23 protein-coding genes are annotated in these 22,776 nt (G+C 41.0%); 6 read left to right on the forward strand and 17 right to left on the reverse strand.

Annotation, left to right across the window (positions count from 1 at the left end):
- Window positions 1-3 precede the first annotated feature (3 nt).
- From HM131_RS15200 to HM131_RS15220, 5 genes are all read right to left on the reverse strand, one after another.
- Complete coding sequence (locus tag HM131_RS15200; RefSeq protein WP_085030576.1) at window positions 4-570, reverse strand: GbsR/MarR family transcriptional regulator; 567 nt, start codon at window positions 568-570, stop codon at window positions 4-6.
- A 200-nt stretch (window positions 571-770) separates the two neighbouring features.
- Window positions 771-3,677 carry an ATP-binding protein gene (locus HM131_RS15205; RefSeq protein ID WP_085030577.1) on the reverse strand — a complete coding sequence of 969 codons (2,907 nt, stop codon included), beginning with the start codon at window positions 3,675-3,677 and terminating at the stop codon, window positions 771-773.
- The gene (locus HM131_RS15210; protein WP_085030578.1) at window positions 3,674-4,924 is read right to left on the reverse strand and encodes a metallophosphoesterase family protein; all 1,251 of its coding nucleotides are present in this window, start codon (window positions 4,922-4,924) and stop codon (window positions 3,674-3,676) included. Before HM131_RS15210 ends, HM131_RS15205 begins: the two co-directional genes overlap by 4 nt.
- 790 nt (window positions 4,925-5,714) lie before the next feature.
- Window positions 5,715-6,968, reverse strand: a complete 1,254-nt coding sequence (locus tag HM131_RS15215) for an ABC transporter permease (protein ID WP_085032036.1) — start codon at window positions 6,966-6,968, stop codon at window positions 5,715-5,717.
- On the reverse strand, window positions 6,961-7,860 hold the full coding sequence (locus tag HM131_RS15220; protein ID WP_085030579.1) for an ABC transporter ATP-binding protein: 900 nt from the start codon (window positions 7,858-7,860) through the stop codon (window positions 6,961-6,963). Before HM131_RS15220 ends, HM131_RS15215 begins: the two co-directional genes overlap by 8 nt.
- 153 nt (window positions 7,861-8,013) lie before the next feature.
- Here HM131_RS15220 and HM131_RS15225 point away from each other — a divergent pair, with 153 nt between their 5' ends.
- On the forward strand, window positions 8,014-8,199 hold the full coding sequence (locus tag HM131_RS15225; RefSeq protein ID WP_085030580.1) for a YhzD family protein: 186 nt from the start codon (window positions 8,014-8,016) through the stop codon (window positions 8,197-8,199).
- 27 nt (window positions 8,200-8,226) lie between these two features.
- Here HM131_RS15225 and HM131_RS15230 read toward each other — a convergent pair whose 3' ends face one another.
- The 4 genes from HM131_RS15230 to HM131_RS15245 form a co-directional block, all read right to left on the reverse strand.
- On the reverse strand, window positions 8,227-8,997 hold the full coding sequence (locus tag HM131_RS15230; protein ID WP_085030581.1) for an enoyl-CoA hydratase: 771 nt from the start codon (window positions 8,995-8,997) through the stop codon (window positions 8,227-8,229).
- A gap of 185 nt (window positions 8,998-9,182) precedes the next feature.
- Window positions 9,183-9,542: a YlbF/YmcA family competence regulator gene (locus HM131_RS15235; protein ID WP_085030582.1), complete on the reverse strand. Its 360-nt coding sequence runs from the start codon at window positions 9,540-9,542 to the stop codon at window positions 9,183-9,185.
- Between the two features lie 85 nt (window positions 9,543-9,627).
- On the reverse strand, window positions 9,628-10,764 hold the full coding sequence (locus tag HM131_RS15240; RefSeq protein ID WP_085030583.1) for a DUF445 domain-containing protein: 1,137 nt from the start codon (window positions 10,762-10,764) through the stop codon (window positions 9,628-9,630).
- 104 nt (window positions 10,765-10,868) lie between these two features.
- On the reverse strand, window positions 10,869-11,279 hold the full coding sequence (locus tag HM131_RS15245; RefSeq protein ID WP_085030584.1) for a ferritin-like domain-containing protein: 411 nt from the start codon (window positions 11,277-11,279) through the stop codon (window positions 10,869-10,871).
- A 713-nt stretch (window positions 11,280-11,992) separates the two neighbouring features.
- Here HM131_RS15245 and HM131_RS15255 point away from each other — a divergent pair.
- Window positions 11,993-12,184 carry a hypothetical protein gene (locus HM131_RS15255; protein ID WP_085032038.1) on the forward strand — a complete coding sequence of 64 codons (192 nt, stop codon included), beginning with the start codon at window positions 11,993-11,995 and terminating at the stop codon, window positions 12,182-12,184.
- 71 nt (window positions 12,185-12,255) lie between these two features.
- On the opposite strand, the gene HM131_RS15260 is transcribed toward HM131_RS15255, so the two are convergent.
- The gene (locus HM131_RS15260) at window positions 12,256-12,537 is read right to left on the reverse strand and encodes a metal-sensitive transcriptional regulator (RefSeq protein ID WP_085030586.1); all 282 of its coding nucleotides are present in this window, start codon (window positions 12,535-12,537) and stop codon (window positions 12,256-12,258) included.
- Window positions 12,538-12,660: 123 nt separating this feature from the next.
- Between HM131_RS15260 and HM131_RS15265 the strand changes: the two genes are divergently transcribed.
- Both HM131_RS15265 and HM131_RS15270 read left to right on the forward strand, forming a co-directional pair.
- Complete coding sequence (locus HM131_RS15265) at window positions 12,661-13,560, forward strand: PucR family transcriptional regulator (RefSeq protein WP_085030587.1); 900 nt, start codon at window positions 12,661-12,663, stop codon at window positions 13,558-13,560.
- A 207-nt stretch (window positions 13,561-13,767) separates the two neighbouring features.
- Window positions 13,768-14,865 (forward strand): ABC transporter ATP-binding protein, encoded by a 1,098-nt coding sequence (locus HM131_RS15270; RefSeq protein ID WP_085030588.1) that lies wholly within the window; start codon window positions 13,768-13,770, stop codon window positions 14,863-14,865.
- A gap of 47 nt (window positions 14,866-14,912) precedes the next feature.
- Here HM131_RS15270 and HM131_RS15275 read toward each other — a convergent pair whose 3' ends face one another.
- The 3 genes from HM131_RS15275 to fumC all read right to left on the reverse strand — a co-directional run bounded on the left by HM131_RS15275 (window position 14,913) and on the right by fumC (window position 16,937).
- Window positions 14,913-15,152, reverse strand: coding sequence for a hypothetical protein (locus tag HM131_RS15275; protein ID WP_085032040.1), 240 nt, complete (start codon window positions 15,150-15,152; stop codon window positions 14,913-14,915).
- A 66-nt stretch (window positions 15,153-15,218) separates the two neighbouring features.
- The gene (locus HM131_RS15280; protein ID WP_085030589.1) at window positions 15,219-15,428 is read right to left on the reverse strand and encodes an alpha/beta-type small acid-soluble spore protein; all 210 of its coding nucleotides are present in this window, start codon (window positions 15,426-15,428) and stop codon (window positions 15,219-15,221) included.
- 117 nt (window positions 15,429-15,545) lie between these two features.
- Window positions 15,546-16,937 (reverse strand): class II fumarate hydratase, encoded by a 1,392-nt coding sequence (fumC, locus tag HM131_RS15285; protein ID WP_085030590.1) that lies wholly within the window; start codon window positions 16,935-16,937, stop codon window positions 15,546-15,548.
- Window positions 16,938-17,265: 328 nt separating this feature from the next.
- On the opposite strand from fumC, the gene HM131_RS15290 reads away from it, so the two are divergent.
- Complete coding sequence (locus HM131_RS15290; RefSeq protein WP_198162645.1) at window positions 17,266-18,180, forward strand: zinc dependent phospholipase C family protein; 915 nt, start codon at window positions 17,266-17,268, stop codon at window positions 18,178-18,180.
- Window positions 18,181-18,459: 279 nt separating this feature from the next.
- Here HM131_RS15290 and HM131_RS15295 read toward each other — a convergent pair whose 3' ends face one another.
- A complete protein-coding gene (locus tag HM131_RS15295) occupies window positions 18,460-19,755 on the reverse strand; it encodes an MFS transporter (protein WP_085030592.1) in 1,296 nt (431 codons plus the stop codon).
- 102 nt (window positions 19,756-19,857) lie between these two features.
- Between HM131_RS15295 and HM131_RS15300 the strand changes: the two genes are divergently transcribed.
- Entirely contained in the window at window positions 19,858-20,478 is a 621-nt protein-coding gene (locus HM131_RS15300) for an NAD(P)-dependent oxidoreductase (protein ID WP_085030593.1), read from the forward strand.
- Between the two features lie 37 nt (window positions 20,479-20,515).
- On the opposite strand, the gene HM131_RS15305 is transcribed toward HM131_RS15300, so the two are convergent.
- The 3 genes from HM131_RS15305 to wrbA all read right to left on the reverse strand — a co-directional run bounded on the left by HM131_RS15305 (window position 20,516) and on the right by wrbA (window position 22,636).
- Window positions 20,516-21,367, reverse strand: coding sequence for a M15 family metallopeptidase (locus HM131_RS15305; RefSeq protein WP_085030594.1), 852 nt, complete (start codon window positions 21,365-21,367; stop codon window positions 20,516-20,518).
- Window positions 21,368-21,561: 194 nt separating this feature from the next.
- A complete protein-coding gene (locus HM131_RS15310) occupies window positions 21,562-21,804 on the reverse strand; it encodes an IDEAL domain-containing protein (protein ID WP_085030595.1) in 243 nt (80 codons plus the stop codon).
- A gap of 217 nt (window positions 21,805-22,021) precedes the next feature.
- On the reverse strand, window positions 22,022-22,636 hold the full coding sequence (gene wrbA, locus HM131_RS15315) for an NAD(P)H:quinone oxidoreductase (protein WP_085032042.1): 615 nt from the start codon (window positions 22,634-22,636) through the stop codon (window positions 22,022-22,024).
- Between the last annotated feature and the right edge of the window lie 140 nt (window positions 22,637-22,776).

Genomic DNA, 22,776 nt, shown 5'->3' on the forward strand with positions numbered 1-22,776 from the left:
CAGTTAGGAATCCTGGGTTTCTTTCTGTTCGACCTTAGGTACATATTGAAAGATCTCACCAGACTCTACGACATGGATGAATTTCATCAGCCATCGATAATAGTTTTGAGCATACGTGAGCTTTTCGATGTCCTGATCAATTTTCTCAATTAATTTTTCATCCTCTGTCTTCTCTTTAAGATTCATTAATTCTTGTATGGTTTCATCAGCTTCTTCAATATTGGTTTCTGTATGATGCCTCCATCGACTTCCAAACAAAGAGGTAAATGACTTGTACCAATCTTCTTCAGACTTGTACAAATCTTTGCGGACCCCTTTTTTAAATGAAGGTTCGACCATTTTCATATCAGATAGAGCCCTTACACCCGTTGACATACTCGTTTTACTCATTTCAAGGGCTTCCCTCATATCATCAAGGGTCATTGGCTCTCCAGAAAAGTAAAGCACTCCATACAATCGGCCTATGGACGGGGTGACACCATATAGATTCATGTTCTTTGCAATCACTTGTATGAATTGTTCGATTGTTTCTTCATATTTAATCCAGTCATTATTATTTTTTTCTGGCAATGGAAACCCTCCAATTGCTATTTACTCAATTCTTATCTTTATACCCATGCCCTCTGCTTCTTCCATGCAGGTAGACCATGTCAGGAGCGAGGTTTGTATACTGGTTCCTTACTTTACAAAACATCCATAAATCATTACTGCGCCTTAATCTTAAAATATTTTATCATTAAAATAGGGGATATGCGACCTTATCCCACATTTTAGTCCAGAATTAGCGCTTTTGCTTTGCTAAATTGGTTCTGTAGATCGCTTCTCCATGTAAAAAGAACGACTTGATGGCGACTTGCAACCTCTTCCAATATTCGCAGCATGACCTGAAGACGATCATGGTCGAAATGGACAAAAGCATCATCCATGAGAAATGGAAGACGTAATGCCTCTGCCATCGTCTCTCCTAAAGCAATTCTTAAAGCGACATAGAGCTGATCCTTCGTCCCTCTGGATAATTCTTGAACTTCATAATGCTGACTGTCCTTATGAACAAGCTTCATCTCTTGTTGCTCTGTGGATAAAAGGAGAATGTCCGTGTAACGATTGTTTGTCAATTGTCTGAAATACACAGAAGCCTTCTCAATAACTTCTGGAAGGTACTTCTCCATATATTGCTTTTTGGTTTTCTGTAACAGTTGAAAAGCGAGTTGATGTCTAGCCCACTCTTTTGCATACTCTCTTAATTTATCCTTTTCTAACTCTGATTGGTGGATCAATTCAGAAAGTTGACCTGAGTTCTCCAATTGTAAAAGCTGATTTTTTGTATCCGACAAAGCTTGCTGAAGTTCTCGCAAGTTTGTTTCCGTTTCTGTCATATCATCGTTTAAGCTTTGCATTTCTGCTCTGAGCTTAGACTCATGTGGAGTTTGCTCCCAAATGTTAAATTCCTGCTGTTCACTTTCAGAAATCATCCCGTTAACCTGCTGTTCCAAACTTTGGAGTGATCTTTGATCCTCCTTCAATCTGTCATGCTTATCGGCTAACGAATAAAAGGAGTCCTCATCTTCTGCTCCGGCTTGACTAAAAAGCTCATCCCTTTTCTTGAAGAACGAAACAAGCCGTATGTTGATTTCATTAATCTTTTGCTTCGTCTCATCCACTTCATGATGCAATTGCCTTACCCGTTCTGCATTTCGTTCATGTTTCTGCACCCATAATTGAAGGTGTTCCCACAATTGATCGACGCTTTTCTGAACCGATTCCCAATTCCTATCATTGTAAAACTTCTCCAGATCAAAAAATATCCTCTGAATTACTTGGTTATTCGATTCGATTTGATTTTGAAGTGACTCCAGCTCCTCACTTCTTTCTTTCGCCTTGGCCAAAAGGTGATAAAGCTTATCCCAATGACCAATGTCAAGAGCCATTAAAAACGGATAGAGATTCTCCTGCTCCTGAATTCCCGCTTCTAATCTCCTTTTCCTCTGTAGTAAAAGCTTTCGTTTCTCATCCAGCCGAATTTCTTCTTGATTCAATTGTTTCCAACGGTTTCTTACGTGACTATACTCTGCCCTATTCTTTTCAAACTGCTGCAACTTCTCTCTTGCTTCTTCCACCGACAGCTTTGGAACATGGGCAGCACTCTCCTTAGATGCCTGCAAATTCTTTTGATACGTTTGATGATTGGTAAAACCTCCAAGAAGAAAAAGGATACCCGCTACTGTTGAAAACACGCCTAACAAGATACTAGAAGTGATCCACGCGGCCAGTCCTCCGGCGATGAGAAGAAACAACGCAAACCTGAACAGTAAGTCACGTCGTTGTTTTATAGGTTCCACATTTATCGCTGGTAAATCTTTACGGCGGTAAGATTCGTCGATGACTTTCGAATACTGATTCGCTTCCTCTTCACTGATACTTTCCAACTTTAACTTTTCTAGTTTTTCTTCTATGTGCTGCTGTTCCTGATGTAACTCTCGGTCACTTTCGTTTAAGCGGGTTTCGTCTTGTTTAATGGCGTGCGCCTCATTCTTTAAATCTGCCCACCTTCCTTCTATGTAAAAAGGCAGAGGGGACTCTATTAACTCCTCTTCTGAAATTGGAAGATCCAAATGACGAAGCTGCTGGTCTAATTGACTGCGGACTATCTCCATCTGACCGCTCATTTGCTCTTTGTAATGGATTGCCTGTTCATAACGGTTTCGCTCTTGCAATAGAACTCTTCCTTGTTCTAACTCATCAGAGCTCGGCTGGTTTTCTTCAAGTTTATCTAGCCACTCAATCATCTCTTCAAGGCTTGTTTCTAATAAATGCTTTTCACTTTCAAGTGGAAGTAGATTTTCTCTTAATTGCCTGTAACGTTCTCTTCCTTGTGAAGGAAATTCGGAGTGCAGCTCACTCTCGTTCACTTGCTTTTGGAGCTGATGATACTCCGAGATTACAGGGATCGCTTTTAGTATTTGCTCGTAGCTATACAGCTTCTTTCTTGTGTCCTTAACCTTCCATTCATTTTCATTCATTCGATGAATAAGATTTACTCGATGGTCTTGCAGCCTCTGGTAATCTGCTTCTTCTCTTTCAGCTGCAAAACGTTGTTTTTGGACACCTTCTACCACACGAAGCTGTTGATTGATTAACGGGTTTCTCCCCTTCGGCTTAAACCGCTGTTCAACTTGCTTATCGAACCACTTCTCCGTTTCATATATTCGATCAGAACCCGTTAAGCCAATATTTAATAATACTTCTCCTAATTCACTGCCTGACATTCGGTGCAAGTCTAGTAAGTCTTCGGCACTGAAGCTGAAAATAGAGTTATAGACCTCCCGATTTGTTCCTTTCAACAATTCGTAGAGCCAATCTTCGCCATGTTCCACTCCGTTAGCCAGTCTGCAAAGTGCTTTACCGTTCCGTTGATTATGAAGGCGTTCTATGACCACTTGCTGGTGCTTTTCCGTGCTGATCGTCAGCTGGCCGCCGATCGCTCCTCCTTTTTTAGGCTGGTAATATTCTCTTTGCTTAGGTGTAAGTCCGAATAACATAAAAAGAATAAACTGGTGAATGGTTGACTTCCCAGCTTCATTTTGTCCTGATAAAAGATTGACCTGCCCTTGCTCTAGAGAAAACACTTTGTTTTGCCATTTCCCAAAGCCATAAATATGAATTTCTTTAATATTCATGATGACTGGTCCTCTCTTTTTAACAATTGGTCGATCACCATTACTTTTGCAGACTCCATCTCGTCTAAGATTTCTTCACGGGTCAAAGGATTCATATGCTTTGCTGCATTTCGATGTTTGAATAAGGGAGCAAGCCATTCTTGCACTTCTTCATCACTTACATCATCCATCCCTCTAAGAAACTCTCCGATAAAATGCTGCCCCTTCTTTAACTCATTTTCGTTCCAAAATGGAAGATCTTCCACTTTTACACGGTGGATAAAAATCCAATCCCCAGTGATATTTTCAGTCTCGTTGACAATATTCACCCACTCACCAAGCAGATCTTCACCTTCCCACTTGCTCAATTCGCCCGTAGTTGAAGTAAGGTTTACTTCCAGCATCGTACACTTGTTTCTTTGAGAAACCTGTGATTTAGCTTGTTGAAGTACCTGTTCTAGTTCATGAGGAGAAGTGAGATGATCACAGGATACAGTTACAGATTCAAAAGTGAAACTATGTAGTTCTATAAAAGTACGGCTATCATCGACACCATTAAATTCTATTAAATAGCAACCCTTTTCGCCTGCTTCTTTTGTTGATCGTCCTTGGATATTTCCCGGATAGATAGCAGGTGGGTCTTCAGACAACACCTGTCTTTGATGGATATGTCCAAGTGCCCAATAGTCCATCTGACGATTATAAAGCTCCTCCATCCGAAACGGTGCGTAGACATCATGATCGGTGTTTGTTTCAAGGCTGCCGTGCAGCATGGCAATGTGATACCTCGGATCCCCTGAAATTACATACTCATTGACTTTTCTTTCACGTATTTCTCTTTCCATATAGCTGAATCCGTATATGTTGGCGATATGTTGGTCGTTTTTATAAAATGGAATGGTTTCTATTTCTTGAGAAGAAAAGACGTGGACATTTCTAGGAAATTTAATCGGGTACCGTTCCCCTTGAAGGTAGTCATGATTTCCATAGCTTACAAATACTTCGATCCCGTAATCATTAAGTTTCTGGAAAGCATTTCTCAAAAAAACCTGCGCCTTCAAACTCCTTACAGATTCGTTAAATAAGTCTCCTACCAGCAAAATAAAATCGACTTGATGCTCGATGGCTTGGTTGATGAGGCGTTCGAAGGCTTCAAATGTACTTTTTCTCAATCGTTCCAATAGTTCATCAGGATAATGATTTTTACTTTTAAACAGACTGTCCAAATGCAAATCTGCGCTATGTAAAAACCTTAATTTTGAATGCATACGCAAGCTCCGTTCTATAAATGTTGTTCCTTATATTTTAACAAAGGACACTTACGAATGCACGTTCGCAAAAATTGATTGCAGCTAAACTCAATAATAGTCCCTTATTCCATTAACGCCTCCTTATCCTGAAGACTTGGATTCGAGATAATAGCTTTGTTTAGATGGGGGCTGTTTCCGTTACCTAGTCATCTGGAGAGGTGGTCGGGGAAATGGCTCGCTTTCCGCGGGGATGACGGCAAGCCTCCTCGGTTTGCCAACCTGTGGGGTCTTCCCAGCCATACCATTCCCGCAGGAGTCTCCCCATTTCCCCTCCCACCTTTACGTTTATTGAATTGAACGGAAACCCCCTTATGAGATAGTAAATTCTCCATTTGAGAAGCACACTTATTGTACTTGTACTATATAAACGGGCTCCGCGGAGTTTTTACACTCTGTTGTTAGAGGAATTCATAAAACTATCCTCTGGATACTGAAACTTAACTCTTTAAGGTTCGTTAAAATTATTGACAGGAGGGATGGATGGAAAATGACGAGACTCCCGTGGGAGAAGGACCCAGGCGAGACCCCACAGTGAGCGCAGCGAATGAGGAGGCTCGGCAGTTCCCCCACAGGAAAGCGAGTTATTTTCCAGCCATCCCTAACCCTTTTACAGTTACGAACCGAAGTTATCTCGAAATCAAGTCTTCAAGATAACTGCTATATAGTTGAACATAGACTTTTGTATCTACAAACCATAGAGCATATTAAAAACCCGTATTCTCACTGTGTGAAATACGGGTATAGAGCGTTATCCTTCTTTTTTCGATAACTGTAATGCCTTTTTAAAATCCTTCAAGGAAGAGGATTTCCCATACATTAACACTCCTCCACGATAAACTCTTGCTCCAACTAAGCCTAGCACGATAATTGAAACGACAAGTATGGATATAGAAAGCGTAACTTCCCATACCGGGATATCCAGCATTCCTACCCGTAAAAACATGATCAATGGAGTGAAAAATGGAATGTAAGAGGTCACAGTGACAAAAGGTGCTTCAGGCATGGACAATCCGAAGACCGCAATCATAAACGCTGCAACCACAAGCATCATCATCGGTGCGACAATTTGCTGAGCGTCTTCAAGTCGGCTAACTAGTGATCCAAGTGTTGCCGCTAATGTAGCATAAAGCAGGTAGCCGAGCACGAAGAATACAACTGCGTAGATGATTGTGCTAGCCTGGACTTCAGTAAATCCAAACGACTCCAACAGTAATCCATTATTAGAACTCATCGCTTGCTGAATACCGAAGTAACCGACAAGTAAAAGAATCGCGAACTGGGTTAAGCCTACTAAAGCGATACCTATAATTTTTGCAAACATTTGAGAGACTGGGGATACACTTGAAATTAAGATCTCCATAACTCGACTGGACTTCTCAGTTGCTACATCTGTAGAAATCATATTGCCATACATCATAACTGAAAAGTACATAAAAAATAACATTACATAGACAAGACCCCGTGTCTGACTTAACTCCTCTGCTGATTTTGCACTCTCTTCTAAAGCAACCAAATCAAAGTCGACAGGAGAAGATATTTGTTGAATCGTAGAGGGTTCAACGTTAGCTTTTTCTGTAACGACACCAACTTTTACTTGTTGAAGTGCCTGACGAATCGGCTGGCTTTCTCCTGTATTTGCAATTTGATTAGCATAGTATGTTCCCTCCGGAAGCCCTTGTTCATTTTCGCTCAGTTCTACAACAGAATGAAAGTCCCCTTCCTCTACTTCATCCTTTGCTTCTTTAAGGCTACCATTGTAATTTTCAAGAATATAGTCTTCGTTTGTATTTAACATCCCATTAAGTGATTGGTACCATTGTTCATTTTCAGTAACGACAGCTACCTTCTTTTCTTCTTCATCTCCGCTGAATTGCTCAATGATGGTTTGGAGGTTTGTTAAACCAAAAACTAAGAGAACAGTAAGAATGGTTGTAATGAGAAATGATTTTGATTTTACACGGTTCAGATACGTATGAGATAACATAATGAAAAATTTATTCATAGGAAGCACCAACTTTCTCTATGAAAATGTCATTTAATGTCGGCTCCTCCAGGTTGAAGGTGCGGACAAACCCTTTTCCAGAAAGCTCACGAAATATTTCTTGAGATACCTCTTCATTTTTAATCTGTAACTCGCAGCCTTCCGTAAGCGGTCTGTACTTCGTTACCCCAGATACACTCTCCAGATATCGGGTATCGAAATCAGCATGAACACGGATGTTTTTCTTACCAAAAGAGCGTTTAATTTCTTTCAATTGTCCGTGGACGACAGGTGTACCATGATGCAGGATGCACAAATGCTCACATAACTCCTCCACATGTTCCATTCGATGAGAAGAAAATACTATGGAAGTACCGGATTCCTTCAAATCCACAACGGCTTCTTTAAGCATTTCCACATTTACGGGATCAAGCCCAGAGAATGGCTCATCAAGAATCAATAAATTTGGTTTGTGCAGAACAGCTGATATAAATTGAATTTTCTGCTGATTCCCTTTAGACAATTCCTCTACCTTTTTATTTCTATAATCAGGAACCTTAAATCGATCCAGCCAATATTCCAGTTCTTTAATCGATGCAGATTTAGGCATCCCTCTTAATTTAGCAAGATAAACAAGTTGATCCTGAACTTTCAATTTAGGATAAAGTCCTCGCTCCTCCGGTAAATACCCGATTAAATGGCTCTGGTCATACCCAATATCTCCATCATTCCATGTGATTGTTCCTCCTGTTTGATCAAGCAGACCGAGGATCATTCGAAATGTCGTTGTTTTTCCAGCACCATTAGCTCCGAGAAAACCGAAAATCTGCTTCTCAGGGATCTCTAACGACAGATGGTCTACCGCTGTGAACGAACCAAATTTCTTAGTTACATTATGTAAGCGTAATGTCATACCTACACCCCTCTCTTCTCTACAATGTAATACGCAGCCAGAATTATAAACGTTTCAATCTTTTACAATTTTTTTTAGAATTAAGCAGGAATTTATCGTGAACATACCAAAGATAGTATAATGAATACATATTCATTCGAGGGAGGAACACCAATGAAAACATACTTTCTAACTGTATTCGAAAAGGATGGAACAAATGTATTAGATGAAACATTCCAAGCCGAGACTGATGATCAAGCAAAAGAAATCGGCAGTGAGAAACTAAAAGAAAAAGGATTCAGCGAACACACCCACCGTTGTGTCGCTCCCGAAGGTCATCTTGTACTCTTTCACAGATAAAAAAAGTCGCGCTATCGGCGCGACTTTTTATCTTCCTTGAAAATTGGGTTTTCGTTTCTCCATAAAGGCTGTAACACCTTCCAGGTGATCTTTTGTCTGTCTTAACTCCCACTGGGCTTGTCGTTCTTTGGAAAGATATTGAAGAAGTTTATCCACGCCGTATTGATGATAAATCTGTTTGGTCTTGATCATCGATTGCAAAGGACGCATACTCCATTTCCTTGCAATTGCCGCTACTTCATCATGAAACGAATCGTTAAGGACAATGTCCACAAGTTTATGATCGAACGCTTCCTTAGCCTTCATTTGTTGACCTTCCCACGCAAATTGCTTAGCCTGATGGGTCCCTAACCTCTCCTGGAGCCAGAAATGACCGCCTCCATCAGGGACAAGACCTATACCAATAAAATTCATGGAAATCGTTGCGTCTGCTTCAGCCACAACATAGTCAGCTGCCAACGCGATACTCAACCCGAGTCCAACAACCGGCCCATGGAGAGCTGAGATCACAATCTTAGGCATTGTATAAAGGGTTGTTACGATTGTTTCAATATGGTCCATAACTTGATCATATTTCTTTGCATCTTGCACTTCTTTCATCATTGAAATATCTCCGCCTGCACAGAATCCTTCTCCTTCACCGCAAAGAACAACGACTTGAGGCTCAAGCTCTTTCACTTCGCTTACTGCTTCTGAGAATTCTTCAAGCATTTCTATATTTAGAGCATTGTACTTTTCTCCGCGTGCAATTTTTAAATAGACGACATTATCCTGTTCTTCTATTTTAAAGAAATCCATTCTCATACCCCTTTATAAAAAATGATTTCATCTCTCCTAAACATTTTCTGTGGCAGGAAGACAATTTCCTGCAAGAATCGAAGAAAAGTGCTGAATTACAGGTAGCTCTACCTAGAACTCTATTATTAGTTACAGTGAATTACGCAAAAAAAAGCCACCTTTACTTAGGTGGCTTCTGCTTTTCTTTATTGTTGTGGTTCTTCTGGATTGCCGTAAAGCTCTTCAAGAGGCTTTGTGATGATACGGCTGATGTCATTGATGACTGTGTTCAAGCGCTGCTCTTCTTCCATAAGTTTGGAAATTTGTGGGTGCTGTTGAACAAGTTCAACGACTTTACGCGCTTGCTCGACTTCCTCTTCAGAAATCTCTTCACCTTGCATTTGCTTTTGCTGAAGTGTCATTTGAGTCTGACGGAAATCGTCGAACATTTTCTTAGCAGCTTCATCATTCATTACTGCTTCATAAGCTTCTTTCAAGCCTGTGAATTCTTCGCTATTTCGAATCGCTTTTTCTAAATCATACGCGTGATCATATAGATTTGCCATAAAAATAAGAACCTCCTAAAAGTTTCGTTCTGTGACTCCTTCCCCACTATAACAAACTAAAGAAGGTCTGTATAGGAAACCATAATTATCCGAAAAATAGCACAATAATCCCTTGCAGCATTCCAATTAATCCACCAAGTAAGGCACCTAAATAGGTGATCATTTTGAATTCCCTTCTTGAAATGCCTAATACCATCTCTTCCAAACGTTGAACCTGAAAGGCTTCCACTTCTTCCTGAACAATTTCAGAAAGATGCATGGTTTCCATCATACGGTCCATTCTAGATGAGAGAAGCTCGGTCATTTTCGTGATAAAGAGCGGAACGAGATTATAAACAATTTTCTCACGGTGGGGACGGGTCCATTCAGCTATAGACCTTGTCACCCATTTTTCGATTGGCAAAGCCTTGGCTACAGATTGGCCAAGCACACGCCCAATCGTCTCTCGCCCAATTTTGTCTTCAAAAAAACTTACTCGATGCTGCATAAGTTCTTTAAGTTCTGATTGAAGCATCCCTCTCAGCCAAACATTCATTTCATTGTCGGCAATATATCTTGTAATAGCGGGATAAATTCGCTCTGTAATTCCATCAGGTCCCATGAAGGAAGAAATCATGTTCCCGAGGAACCCTTGATTATCAAGATAATTTTCAATAAGAGCTGTTACTTTTTGTCTGCCTTCTCTGCTTTGAAAGTACCTGATGATACTTTCTTGGATATGATCAGCCAAACGATCGGTTCCTTTTTCAGCTTTGCGCTTCCATTCTTCAGAGAGAATTTCTTCTAATGGTACATGCCGGTACTCACTCATAATCGTATGGTAGCGGTCTTCAATCCATCCAGACACTGATTTTTCAAGCTTCTTTGATGAAATGTCCACGTCCAGGTCACGGGCGAGGTCCTTTATAGTCGCTGGGTGATCAAGCCAACCTTCAACTTCTTTTTGAGCCCAAGTGGTAACCTGGTCCTGAAAAATAGGAGCTTTTAACTTTCTGCGTAAACCTTCAGGAGTCAGCAAATGCTCAACAACCATCTTTCCCAATTGCCGGGCAAGTTCCTGCTGTCGTTTTGGGATAAGTCCAGGAGTAAACGGCAAACGGTATTTTCCAATATAAATGGCACGATAGGGACGAAATAACATTTTGATAGCTAATGAATTCGTGACCCCTCCTATCATTGCGCCTATTATAATCATTATTACGATCAATATCACAGGATTCATGGTACAACCTCTTTCTAATCATGCTGTACCCAGTATAATCCAATTATTTTCAATGTGCCAATGAGAGCATAAAAAAACAGGTCTTAGTTAGACCTGAAATAGGGTTATTTTAAACGTCCTAAAATTGTGCCAAAACGTGTGGCATGTTCCATTTCATCTGTCATTGCAATAAATAAAGGCTGATAAGCCATTTGATTCGGAAGCATAAAGAGCATTTCACGATACATTTCAGCTGCTTCAAACTCATCCTTCTGTGCTTTTTTCACACCGTCTTCAAAAGACTGATACATCACCTTTTCCGGTTTGAACCGATGGTACTGACCTGTTAACTGATAATGCAGGCGTTGAAACATTTTGTAGTGCTCCAGCTCATCATCTTCTGCATGCTTAATATAGTCTTTAAACATGCGATTGCTCGTATCCTCACCTAGACGTTTATAGAAATCGTTCGCATTCCACTCGTTTTCTATTGCCACCTTCAGCATTGCCAAGAACCGGTTGGGTTGGTTATACATTCGTCTCCCCTCCTCTATTAAATAGATATGAGCGAGAGGGACAACCTTATGCCTATTCTTTTGTCTCGACACATTGATTTACCATTAATTTTTCTTCTATTACTCCTTCCTTAATAAAAGCCTCCTTATCTTGAAGCCTTGACTTTGAGATGTTCTCGGGGCCGTTGCGTAATAAGCGTAAGGTTGGCTGGAAAACAACTCGCTTTCCTGCGGGGGAACTGGCAAGCCTCCTCAGTCGCTTCACTCCTTGTGGGGTCTTTCCTAGCTCCTTCTCCCGCGGGAGTCTCGCCGTTTTCCATCCAACCCATCTATAGTGTAAGGAACGGCCCCATTTAACAGGTGTAAGGTGGCTCTGATTTCTTAGATTACAGATAGATTTTCGGTACCAATAACGTTTCCGTTACTCCCACCAGTCGTAAGGAGGTCGGAGAAATCGCGAGACTCCTGTGGGATGAACATGATAGGTGAGACCCCGGAGAGCTTTAGCTCGAGGAGGCTCAGCACATGCCCACCGAAAGCGAGTGATTTCTCCGACCTCCAAATTCTACTTAGGGCAACGGAAAGCTCACAGTACCTCGAAATCAAGTCTTCTAGAATACTGCTAAATTGTTGAATAACCTCAAGCTGATCATTAAAAAAAGAGTGATAAACCATCATAAATGCTTTGTGCCTCTCATGGTTATCGGCAAAGCGGACAAAATAGAAAAGAGGAGGTGACGAATTTGAAGAAAGATGAAAGAAAACGCGCACCGGAAGGCAAGGATCGATATGAGCTGGATGTCGATCGTATGATCAACGAGGGAATGGCCGGAGGTACTGTCCTCCCCGTCTATGGTAGAGAGCAAATCGGCGAAACCCATGAGATACCCGAGCAGGAGCAAGTTGAACACCGCTCGGATCGATAATCCCGCTCTCTAATTCCTTAAGCCCTCCTAAAAAAAAGACGATGATGCAAAAAAGCATCATCGTCTTCTCATTAACGGCTCTTCACAATCATCTGTACCGCTTCGTTAATCAGCTCCTCTGCTGATTCACCTTCCTCATGTGCATCACGAATGCACGTTTCCAGGTTTTTGGCTACTATATATCCGATTGCTCTATCCATAGCCGTTCGTGCGGCGGACAGTTGAGTAATCACATCTTTACAATTTTTCTCTTCTTCCATCATCTTTAAAACGCCTCTAACTTGCCCTTCTATTCGTTTCAGGCGGTTTTTGGTTTCCTGCCCATAATAACTCTGTTGCTTCACTTGATCCATGATTTAACGCACCCCTTTTGTATGTTTACCGACGCTGTCTCCACTACTAGGAAGAGGCTAGCTTGCGGAAACCTCATTATGTAATACATAATAGTAAATATATCGTTAAAAAGGAAGATAGCAATGACAATAATTAATCAATTACAATCTATTTACCCTTCGTTGATCTTATCAAAACCTGATAACGTTGACCATCCTTTTGATTATGAATGGTTTCAAACCCCAGAGCTAGACACCATAGGAATTAAAAAAGAAGAGTTCTCAAATCGGGATTCGCAGCTATTATCTCTATTTTTAACTCCTTACCCTATACACCTTCCATCTGAAAATGAGCGTGAAAAATCCTGGATGGATCTTCTTCGAGGCAAAAGTTCAAAGCTAAGTGTTGAGCTGCCTCTAGACTATCGTTTTGTCTTTTTTTCTATCTCAGAAGAACCAGCAAATAAGGATACCTTTCAAGAAGCTTTGCAGTCCCTATTTCCACGGAAGATGCCACTGTTTTGGGAAACGGACCGGTCAGGTTTTATTATTGAAGAGATTATGACTGAAGATCAGGATATTATCTCTTTCAACGAGATTATTGATGTTCTGATGAGCGATTTTTATACAAAGATCCGTTTTTACATAAGTGAATTTTCTCGACAAGTAACAGAAGCACCTGAAATATTTTCATGGGCTTCTCATTGTCACTCTGTTGCCGACCGCTATCGAGTTTCTTCTGTGGCAACTTACAAGGATACTTTGTCCTACCTTTATATCGATGCTCTGCCTCCTTCTCATTGGAAGCATCTCTATCGCTCTATATTCCGTGAAGTACAAGATGACGAAGACCTCCTACATACGATTAAAGTCTTCCTAGAAACAGGAGCGAACGCTTCATTAACTGCCAAGCAGCTTTACATGCACAGAAACAGCTTGCAGTATAGAGTAGATAAATTTATTGAGAAAACCGGCATTGATGTGAAGCAGTTCGCCTATGCTGTACCCACTTACCTTGCCCTGCTCATGTTGGATTATGAATAAACGGCTGCCGCCACCTCTTTTTAAGAGGTGGCTTTCTTAATTCTTTATGAGATTGTTCCATAACTCCTTTTTCTGCATGAAATGACAAAGTGCACAAAAGCGCTTTCACATCTTTGTGCACTTTGTCCATTTACCAATATCCCCAACTTCGATACACTGAATTCACACACAAGAAAACGATTTCAAAATACATAGGAGGTTTTCCTAATGGCAGAAATTCAAATGAAGAGCATTGATAAAGTTTATGATAAAAAGGTGAAAGCGGTTGATGATTTTAATCTTCACATTCAAGACAAAGAGTTCATCGTCTTTGTAGGTCCATCCGGCTGTGGTAAGTCAACAACCCTTCGGATGATTGCTGGTCTTGAAGAAATCACAAATGGTGATTTCATGATTGATGACAAGCGTATGAACGATGTTGCACCAAAAGATCGTGACATTGCGATGGTATTCCAGAACTACGCGCTATACCCGCATATGAATGTCTATGACAACATGGCTTTCGGTCTTAAACTACGTAAAATGGATAAAGCTGAAATCGACCGCCGCGTAAAAAACGCTGCCAACATCCTTGGACTTGAAGCGTTACTTGATCGTAAACCAAAGGCATTATCAGGTGGTCAGCGTCAGCGTGTTGCACTTGGACGTGCGATCGTACGTGATGCAAAAGTCTTCTTGATGGATGAGCCGCTGTCAAACCTGGATGCTAAACTTCGTGTACAGATGCGTGCGGAGATTCAGAAGCTTCACCAGCGTTTGCAGACGACTACGATTTATGTAACCCACGACCAAACGGAAGCGATGACTATGGCGACTCGCCTTGTAGTTATGAAAGATGGACTCATCCAGCAAGTCGGCGCACCAAAAGAAGTTTACGACAAACCTGAAAACGTCTTTGTTGGAGGATTCATCGGCTCTCCAGCTATGAACTTCCTTCACGGTAAACTTGGAGAAGGACACATTGAACTTGGTAACGTGAAAATTGCGGTTCCAGAAGGAAAAATGAAGCCATTGCGCGAGCAGAGCTATATTGGTAAAGATGTCATCCTCGGTGTACGTCCGGAAGATATGCATGATGAGCCTGTTTTCATTGATGCTAACCAGGATAAGAAAATTAAGGCACATATTGAAGTAGCTGAACTTATGGGCTCAGAATCCTACTTGTACTCTCGACTGGATGACCAGGAGTTCATCGCACGCGTCGATTCACGTTCTGATATTAAAGGCGGAGAAGAAATTGAGCTTGCTATTGATATGAACAAAGTTCACTTCTTTGATAAAGATACTGAAGAAAGAATCCGTTAATCCCCTAAACTTTATATAAAAAAGCGCAGCGTGGACGCTGCGCTTTTTTACGTCGTTTGAATGTCATTAAGCCCACAATCTTCACAGATAAAAAGATGTACACACTCTCCAGTGAATGAGGAATCCACATCACCGTCGACGAGATCTGTATATTTTAAATCCAGATAAGGACTATAATCATCAAGATAGTCTGTGATCCTGCCTTGATCATGCATCGTTCCTCCACACTTTGGGCAAGTCCGCTCACTTTCTGCCCAACCATTACAAATACCACATTCTTCTTGCATAACATACACGCTCTTTTCCAAATAAATAAGGAGAAAGGGCGCACCCTTTCTCCTCCTTCAAATTATTTAGCGTTGTTGTTGTTGTCCACCGAACTGCTGTTCAGCCATTTGTACAAGACGCTTAGTGATTTCTCCACCTACAGAACCGTTAGCACGGGCAGTAGTGTCAGCACCAAGTTGTACACCGAATTCTTGAGCGATTTCGTATTTCATTTGGTCTAGAGCTTGTTGTACACCAGGTACAACCAACTCGTTTGAACTGTTGTTGTTAGCCATTGTGTCTCACCTCCTGTCTTGTAATCGTAGTATGACTCCAACATGACATTTTTATGTCAAAAATTTTTATGGTAATTATTGGAGTATACTGTTGGGGTGATCACATGGCTAACCTGTTTATTTGGCGTTAGGTTTTGTCATTTCTTCCGGCTTCACATACTCCTCAAATTGCTCTTCTGTCAGTATTCCCATTTCTACAGCCGTTTCTTTTAACGTTTGATCTTTTTCAAAAGCTGTTTTAGCAATTTTCGCAGCATTTTCATAACCAATATGCGGATTGAGTGCAGTGACAAGCATTAGAGAATCACGCAAATATTTTTCAATTTGTTCATGATTCGGTTCAAGTCCGCGCACACACCGCTCTTCAAACGAAACCATACTGTCTGCTAAAAGTTGAGCGGATTGAAGGAAATTGTAAGCAATGACCGGTTTGAAAACGTTAAGCTCGAAATTTCCTTGGCTTGCAGCAAAACCGATTGTAGCGTCGTTCCCCATGACTTGGGCTGCTACCATTGTTACGGCTTCGCTTTGAGTCGGATTCACTTTTCCTGGCATGATAGAACTTCCAGGTTCATTTGCCGGAATCGTAATTTCTCCAATTCCACAACGCGGACCGCTAGCTAACCAGCGGACATCATTGGCGATCTTCATAACGTCTGCGGCTAAAGCTTTCAAAGCACCGTGAATATGGACAAGTTCATCATGAGATGTCAGAGCGTGGAACTTGTTAGGTGCGGAAATAAAATTCTTACCTGTTACTTCGTTGACTTTGGCAACGACTTGTTCAGAAAAATCCTCGTGCGCATTCAAACCTGTTCCAACAGCTGTTCCGCCAATAGCCAGCTCTTTAGCATATCGAACGCTCTCAGTAAGCATGCTTTCCGTTTTTTCAAGCATACGATGCCAGCCGCTGATTTCTTGGCCAAGCGTCAATGGAGTAGCATCCTGCAAGTGCGTACGGCCAATTTTTACGATTTCGTTAAACGCTTCCATTTTTTCTTTTAAGGTATCTTTCAATTGAGTCAGTGCTGGCATAACCACATCCTCAATTTTCCGAACAGAGGCAATATGCATCGCTGTCGGATAAGTATCATTTGAGCTTTGAGATTTATTGACATCGTCATTCGGGTGCAAACGAGTCTCACTGTTCTTTTCCTTAAGCCACTCATTTCCAACGTAAGCGATCACTTCATTTACGTTCATGTTTGATTGTGTGCCGCTCCCAGTCTGCCATACCACAAGTGGAAAATGATCTTCTAATTGGCCTGATACGATTTGATCTGCTGCATATTCTATAGCATCAGCTTTTTCCTCTTCTAACAATCCAAGTTCGAAGTTTGCTCTTGCTGCACTTTTTTTCAAAATCGCAAAGCCTTCTATAACTTCTTTCGGCATTTTTTCATCGCCGATCGGAAAGTTTTGTTTACTTCTTTGCGTTTGTGCTCCCCAATATTTTTCGCTTGGTACTTTTATTTCGCCAATCGTATCTTTTTCAATGCGGTAATCCATAGTAATCCTCCCTTATAATGATGTGCACGTTTATTGTATCAAGAATCTTTTGAACAATCATCTACACCTTTCCACGAAATTAGACATTTTTTATTATCTGACTATTTACACTTTTCAGATTTTGTTGTATAGTTAAAACAACATTAAGAAAGGAGGCAAAAACGAAACTACATATCTTCAAGGGAAGGAGGATATCGTAGCCAACAGATTTTTGTTTTTGCTTGATCTTTCAGGGTAAATTAAGGTGGTATAAGGAAAGAGCCTCTGACGAGAGGCTCTTTTTTCTTATGAAACACTGATATAATAAAAAGAAAATGAGGTGGTTCCTTTGCCAAATATATGGACTCACATATTATTTGCGGATACGCTGTGCGAAAAGATTGACCGGGAGGATTTATTGAATACTTCCGCTGCCCCTCTTCATGTAGGTGCTCAAGGACCTGACCCGTTTTTCTATCATAACTTTTGGCCGTTTCTTCCAGATGACCAGGTAGAAGAAGTAGGTATGAAGCTTCATACCGAACAGTGCGGTCCTTTCTTGCTGGATATGATTGAGCGTGGAACTTATCACAAAAACCCCATCCAAGCCTTCATTCTTGGGTTTGTCAGCCACCATATTCTTGATCGGACTACTCATCCTTATATTCATTATCATGCGGGATATGAGGAAAACAAGCACCAGGAACTTGAGGTCATTATCGATACATTGGTGCTCAATAAATACAAAGGCATTCGTACGTGGAAAACCCCTGTTCATAAAGAGATAGCTATGGGGCATTGGAAAAAGCCGATGACAGATTTATTAGAAAGTCTCATTGAAACTCACTATCCAGGAATAAGCGATCGCTATCCAAACGACTTTGTCGAGAAATCCTACAGCCATATCCGTATAGCTCAAAGAGTCCTTTATGATCCATGGGGGTGGAAAAATAAACGGTTCAGCTCTCTCGTTGGTCCGTTTTCCCATCAACCGATTGAGAAAGAATTAGACTACTTAAATGAGCAAAGAACTTCATGGCACCATCCAGCTACAAATGAAGAGATGGTCGATTCCTTCTTAGATCTCTATGAAGTGGCCTTAACGGAAGGAAAGCAAGCCTTTGTTGACATATTATCCTATTGGAATGATCCTCAGCAGGTAAAGTGGGAGAAAATCAAGTCCATCATCGGTAATGTATCCTATGACACAGGCAAACCGTTAGAAGAAAACCACACGAATCAATATAGTAAGCCAATTGTGTAGAGGTCGGGACAAAAGTGTTTCAAGCATTATAAAAGCCGCAGGATGGTGAAGTTCTTTTGACAAGACCTCACCATCCTTCGGCTTTGTCATAGATTAGCACAATTAGTCCAATATCTGCCATACTTCGTACATTTGTCTTGCAAGGTGGATGTATGGCCGGTCCGACAATTGCTTCACTTTCCGTGGGCACCGGTGAGACTTCAAAGTGCAAATCAAGAAGAGACTCACCAGCAGCTCTGAAGCGGTCATTCACAGCAGTCCATTACTACTAAAATTTTTTTACGAATGGATCGTAACTTCATGTTTTGCATCCGTATGCTCTTTTGCTTCTTGGATTCCTTTTTCTACATCTACCATCTTGAGAAGAATCATTCCACCAAGAAAGAACACGATCAGAGAAAGAATCCCAAGCCGGCTTGATCCTGTAATTTGTCCCACTAAAGCAAAAGCAAACGGACCAAAGATGGCTGCGAACTTGGAGGATATACCATAAAAGCCGAAAAACTCCCCATGTCTGTCTCCTGGGACCATTTTTCCGAATATCGAACGGCTTAATGATTGGGCTCCTCCTTGCACGAACCCTACGCAAATAGCAAGAATATAAAAATGGAGAGCAGAGGACATGAAATACCCTAACCCAACAATTAGCAGATAGATAAATAATGCCAGCATCAATGCCCGTTTTGCGGTAATCTTTTCGGCCAGCCATCCGAATAAGAATGCAAATGGAATGCCAACAAATTGCGTAATTAAGAGAGCCGTAATGAGAGCAGTACTATCTATTCCAATGTCTCTTCCATAAATGGTGGCCATCTTAATAATCGTTGAGATTCCATCGTTAAAAAGCCAGAAAGCAAATAGAAATAGTAACAGCTGCTTAAATTGATTTAGCTCCTTTAGAGTTCTGCCAATTCTTTTGAATCCGATAGAAGCATAGGATTGTGTCCGTTTCGTTTTGGTCTTCTTTTCTTCCACGACGTTTTTAAACAGAGGGATACTAAATACTAGCCACCATACTCCGACTGAGATGAATGAAAGATGTGTACCCGCTAAAGCATTTGGGAGCCCAAACCATTCGTATTTCATGATCATCAACAGGTTTATAGCTAGAAGCACGCCTCCTCCTATATACCCAAAGGCAAACCCCCAGGCTGAGACCTTATCCATCTTATCTGCCTCTGCGACTTCTGGAAGAAACGCGTCGTAGAATACATTACTTCCAGAAAACCCTATCGTCCCCACAATGAGAAGAAAAGAGGCAAATATATAGTCTCCCTCTCCGACTAATGCAAGTAGAACACTCGCAATCATCCCCATAAAAGCAAAGAACATCAAGAACTTCTTCTTAGCTGCCGAATAATCACCAATAGCACCTAAGATCGGAGCGAGCACCGCTACGATTAATACTGCGATCGACTGGGAATAACCCCAGTAACTGGTAGCAAGGGAATCTTGAACTCCTTTGGCAGCCACATCATAATAAAATACAGGCAGTACAGCTGCCATGATTGTTGTTGCAAAGGCAGAGTTACCAAAGTCATAAAGCATCCAACTCCATACAGGTTTCTTTTTCATCAGCTTCCCCCATTTAAAATAGGTTTACATTCAGCTTAGCAAATAACATGCGCCAATCGATGCCATGAAACAAAATATTTACAATAAATTTGAGGTGAGAACATGAAACTAGCTGTTTTTGGAGCAACTGGGCGAGTCGGCAGTCAAGTCGTAAAGCTCGCATTAGAAGAAGGATGGGAAATTGTGGCCCTCGTCAGAGATGAAGAAAAAGCCAAGCAAATGATCAAGGGAGCTTCCTTGGTAGTTGGTGATGTCACGAATCCTGAAGATGTAAAAAAGACCCTTAGCGGCTGTGAAATGGTGTTCAGTGGGCTTTCAACAGATAAAACCGACACTCTTTCAAAAGCAATTCCTTCTATGATCAAAGAGATGAAAAAAGAAGGTCTCACAAGGATCGTCACCATCGGTACAGCGGGAATATTAAACAGCCGATATGAAAAAGGGAAATATCGTTTCCAAACCTCTGAATCTAAGCGCAAAAAGACATTTGCAGCTGAAGAACATGGTAAAGTATATGAACACTTCTCACGATCTAATCTCGATTGGACCATTGTTTGTCCAACCTATCTTCCTGATGGAGAAGAACAAGGAAATATTCGTTATGAAATTGACTACTTACCCATTGATGGAAAAAAAATCACGGTGGATGACACAGCAAGGTTTGCTTTTGAGTGCTTGAGAAACTCTCGATTCAACCAAAAACGAGTCGGCATTTGCTATTAAAAAACCCCCTTCAACTCGCATGTTGAAGGGGATGTGTTTATTGTCCCGCTGGTTGAAAACCGAAGAACTCTTCTAAAGTTAATGATTGATTATGAATGTCAGTCGAAATGTCTTTCCCTACGTACCTTAAATGCCACGGTTCGTAAGTGTACCCTGTAATGGCATCTTTACCTTTAGGATAACGAATGATGAAACCATACTCATGAGCATGATTAGCCAGCCATTCACCCTCTTCTGTCTGCCTGAAGGACTGATCAAGCTGAAAGGACATTTTAGCAGAGGTTACATCCATAGCCAGGCCTGTTTGGTGCTCACTTGTACCTGGTTTCGCTGAGAAGGTATTTGCCTTCTTCTCTCCATGTTCTTCTACGTAGCCTTGAAAAATTCTTTTTTGCCGTTCATACGAACGATAGCCAGATGCTGCGACTAGCTCCACTCCCGCTTTCTTAGCCCCAGCAAACAATTGCTCTAATTGCTTGGCGGCCTCTTCACGCATTTGTTTTTTTGGCAAGTCTTCATCAAAATAAAAAGGAACGTCAGGAACTGTAAGATCTGGTGGAATATATCCATCTGGCAGCTTTCGCTGTTTATTTACCACCACTTGTACATTTTGTGGGTCAGCGACTACTGTTAGCCCATCCTCTGTTTTTTCTTTCTCATTTGCTTTCGATTGCTCTTGTGATTCATTGGATTGTTTTTGTTGGTTATTACTGTCTGAGTTCTCTGAATCAGCCTCATCTGGATTAAATGTCGGTTCTGCCTTTTCTTCTACCTCTTTTTTACTTGTAGAGGAAGATGCAGAAGCATTCGGTTCTTCTTGAGTAGCCCCGAATGAACAGGCGGATAGACTCAAGCTCAACACTGCCACCATTACCATATATTTTTTCATTCTTAATACCTTCCTAGTCTATGATGATACATTTACTATAACATTTATAGGAAGAACCTGTATATGTGATTCAGGACTTAAATCACCGTTGCCACTTACATTTAATCTTTTTAGCTCAAAAAGATGCATCCCATCTATTTGTACTTTAGCAACAAAAAAAAGCCACTGAACAAACAGTGGCTTTACCTTATAAGTTATTCCCAAGTATAGGGTTGATACTGTAAACTTAAACGTTCAAATGCTTCACGGTCATTGTTATCGATTGCCTCGTTGATTTCTTCATCGAGACGATCTTTATTGAACTCAAAACTCAACTGATCCAATAGAAGACGTGAAGCTAACTGAATACCAAAGGACAATTCTCTTTTTGCGGTAATCTCTCTACCTTTATATTCGGGGTCGCGGCGGATAACATAGACCATCTTTTGCTTTCTCATGAGAATACCCCCTTCATGCTTTTTTCCATTATGCAGGATTTTAATCTATTTCGCAATAAGTTTTCTGAATATTTAGTATTATAATTCCCACTTTTCTATTTTTTAAACCTCTAAAGTCTATTCTGATAGTATTTGAGAGACTTAAAAAATAGAAAAATTTACAAAATAAAAAATTCCTCCTTCTATAAGGAGGAATTTTTTATTAGAAACTTACATATTATTGGGCAAATTTAGAAGCTATATCTAATGTACGGTTTACTTGGTGTTTTACAGCGCCTTTCGCTGCTTCCTCATCGTCTTTGATGTTCGCTTCGCCGTCCACACTTACACTTGTACCGTAAGGATTCCCGCCAGCGGCAAACAAGGATTCATCTGTATATCCAGGGGCTGCGATAATTGCACCCCAGTGGAACATTGTTGTGTAAAGGTTAAGAAGAGTAGCCTCTTGGCCCCCATGCGGGTTTTGGGCAGAAGTCATAGCACTTACGACTTTATTAATGAGCTTCCCTTGGAACCACAAGCCGCCTGTCATATCTAAGAATTGTTTCATTTGAGCAGGTACATTTCCAAATCGTGTTGGGGCACTAAAAATGATAGCATCCGCCCAATCTAAATCATCTACTTTTGCTTCAGGTACGGCATCCTTAGTTGCTAAGTAATGTTCTTTCCAGGCAGGGTTCTGTTCAATAGCTTCCATTGGCGCTGTTTCCGGAACACGCACGAGCTTCACTTCAGCACCAGCTGACTCTGCAGCTTCTTGTGCCCATTGAGCCATCTTGTAATTCGTTCCTGTAGAACTGTAATAAACAATTGCTAATTTGACGTTTGCCATGAAGATCTCTCCTTCTTTCATTTATTCTCCTCAGTATTGTTACCGAAGATAAAGAGTAGGATTCACAAAAAGTATATACCCATTAACTAAAAAACTCAAACTAAAGATTCTTTAATTCAAGATATTTAATGAAACCTTTT

The sequence above is a fragment of the Halobacillus mangrovi genome (assembly GCF_002097535.1).
Classification (GTDB): Bacteria; Bacillota; Bacilli; order Bacillales; family Halobacillaceae; genus Halobacillus; species Halobacillus mangrovi_A.

Excerpts from the sequence above, each read along its gene's own strand:
- HM131_RS15205 (WP_085030577.1), bottom strand. The coding sequence starts at position 3,677 with ATGAATATTAAAGAAATTCATATTTATGGCTTTGGGAAATGGCAAAAC.
- HM131_RS15210 (WP_085030578.1), bottom strand. The coding sequence starts at position 4,924 with ATGCATTCAAAATTAAGGTTTTTACATAGCGCAGATTTGCATTTGGAC.
- HM131_RS15215 (WP_085032036.1), bottom strand. The coding sequence starts at position 6,968 with ATGAATAAATTTTTCATTATGTTATCTCATACGTATCTGAACCGTGTA.
- HM131_RS15220 (WP_085030579.1), bottom strand. The coding sequence starts at position 7,860 with ATGACATTACGCTTACATAATGTAACTAAGAAATTTGGTTCGTTCACA.
- HM131_RS15225 (WP_085030580.1), top strand. The coding sequence starts at position 8,014 with ATGAAAACATACTTTCTAACTGTATTCGAAAAGGATGGAACAAATGTA.
- HM131_RS15230 (WP_085030581.1), bottom strand. The coding sequence starts at position 8,997 with ATGGATTTCTTTAAAATAGAAGAACAGGATAATGTCGTCTATTTAAAA.
- HM131_RS15235 (WP_085030582.1), bottom strand. The coding sequence starts at position 9,542 with ATGGCAAATCTATATGATCACGCGTATGATTTAGAAAAAGCGATTCGA.
- HM131_RS15240 (WP_085030583.1), bottom strand. The coding sequence starts at position 10,764 with ATGAATCCTGTGATATTGATCGTAATAATGATTATAATAGGCGCAATG.
- HM131_RS15245 (WP_085030584.1), bottom strand. The coding sequence starts at position 11,279 with ATGTATAACCAACCCAACCGGTTCTTGGCAATGCTGAAGGTGGCAATA.
- HM131_RS15260 (WP_085030586.1), bottom strand. The coding sequence starts at position 12,537 with ATGGATCAAGTGAAGCAACAGAGTTATTATGGGCAGGAAACCAAAAAC.
- HM131_RS15265 (WP_085030587.1), top strand. The coding sequence starts at position 12,661 with ATGACAATAATTAATCAATTACAATCTATTTACCCTTCGTTGATCTTA.
- HM131_RS15270 (WP_085030588.1), top strand. The coding sequence starts at position 13,768 with ATGGCAGAAATTCAAATGAAGAGCATTGATAAAGTTTATGATAAAAAG.
- HM131_RS15275 (WP_085032040.1), bottom strand. The coding sequence starts at position 15,152 with ATGCAAGAAGAATGTGGTATTTGTAATGGTTGGGCAGAAAGTGAGCGG.
- HM131_RS15280 (WP_085030589.1), bottom strand. The coding sequence starts at position 15,428 with ATGGCTAACAACAACAGTTCAAACGAGTTGGTTGTACCTGGTGTACAA.
- fumC (WP_085030590.1), bottom strand. The coding sequence starts at position 16,937 with ATGGATTACCGCATTGAAAAAGATACGATTGGCGAAATAAAAGTACCA.
- HM131_RS15295 (WP_085030592.1), bottom strand. The coding sequence starts at position 19,755 with ATGAAAAAGAAACCTGTATGGAGTTGGATGCTTTATGACTTTGGTAAC.
- HM131_RS15300 (WP_085030593.1), top strand. The coding sequence starts at position 19,858 with ATGAAACTAGCTGTTTTTGGAGCAACTGGGCGAGTCGGCAGTCAAGTC.
- HM131_RS15305 (WP_085030594.1), bottom strand. The coding sequence starts at position 21,367 with ATGAAAAAATATATGGTAATGGTGGCAGTGTTGAGCTTGAGTCTATCC.
- HM131_RS15310 (WP_085030595.1), bottom strand. The coding sequence starts at position 21,804 with ATGAGAAAGCAAAAGATGGTCTATGTTATCCGCCGCGACCCCGAATAT.
- wrbA (WP_085032042.1), bottom strand. The coding sequence starts at position 22,636 with ATGGCAAACGTCAAATTAGCAATTGTTTATTACAGTTCTACAGGAACG.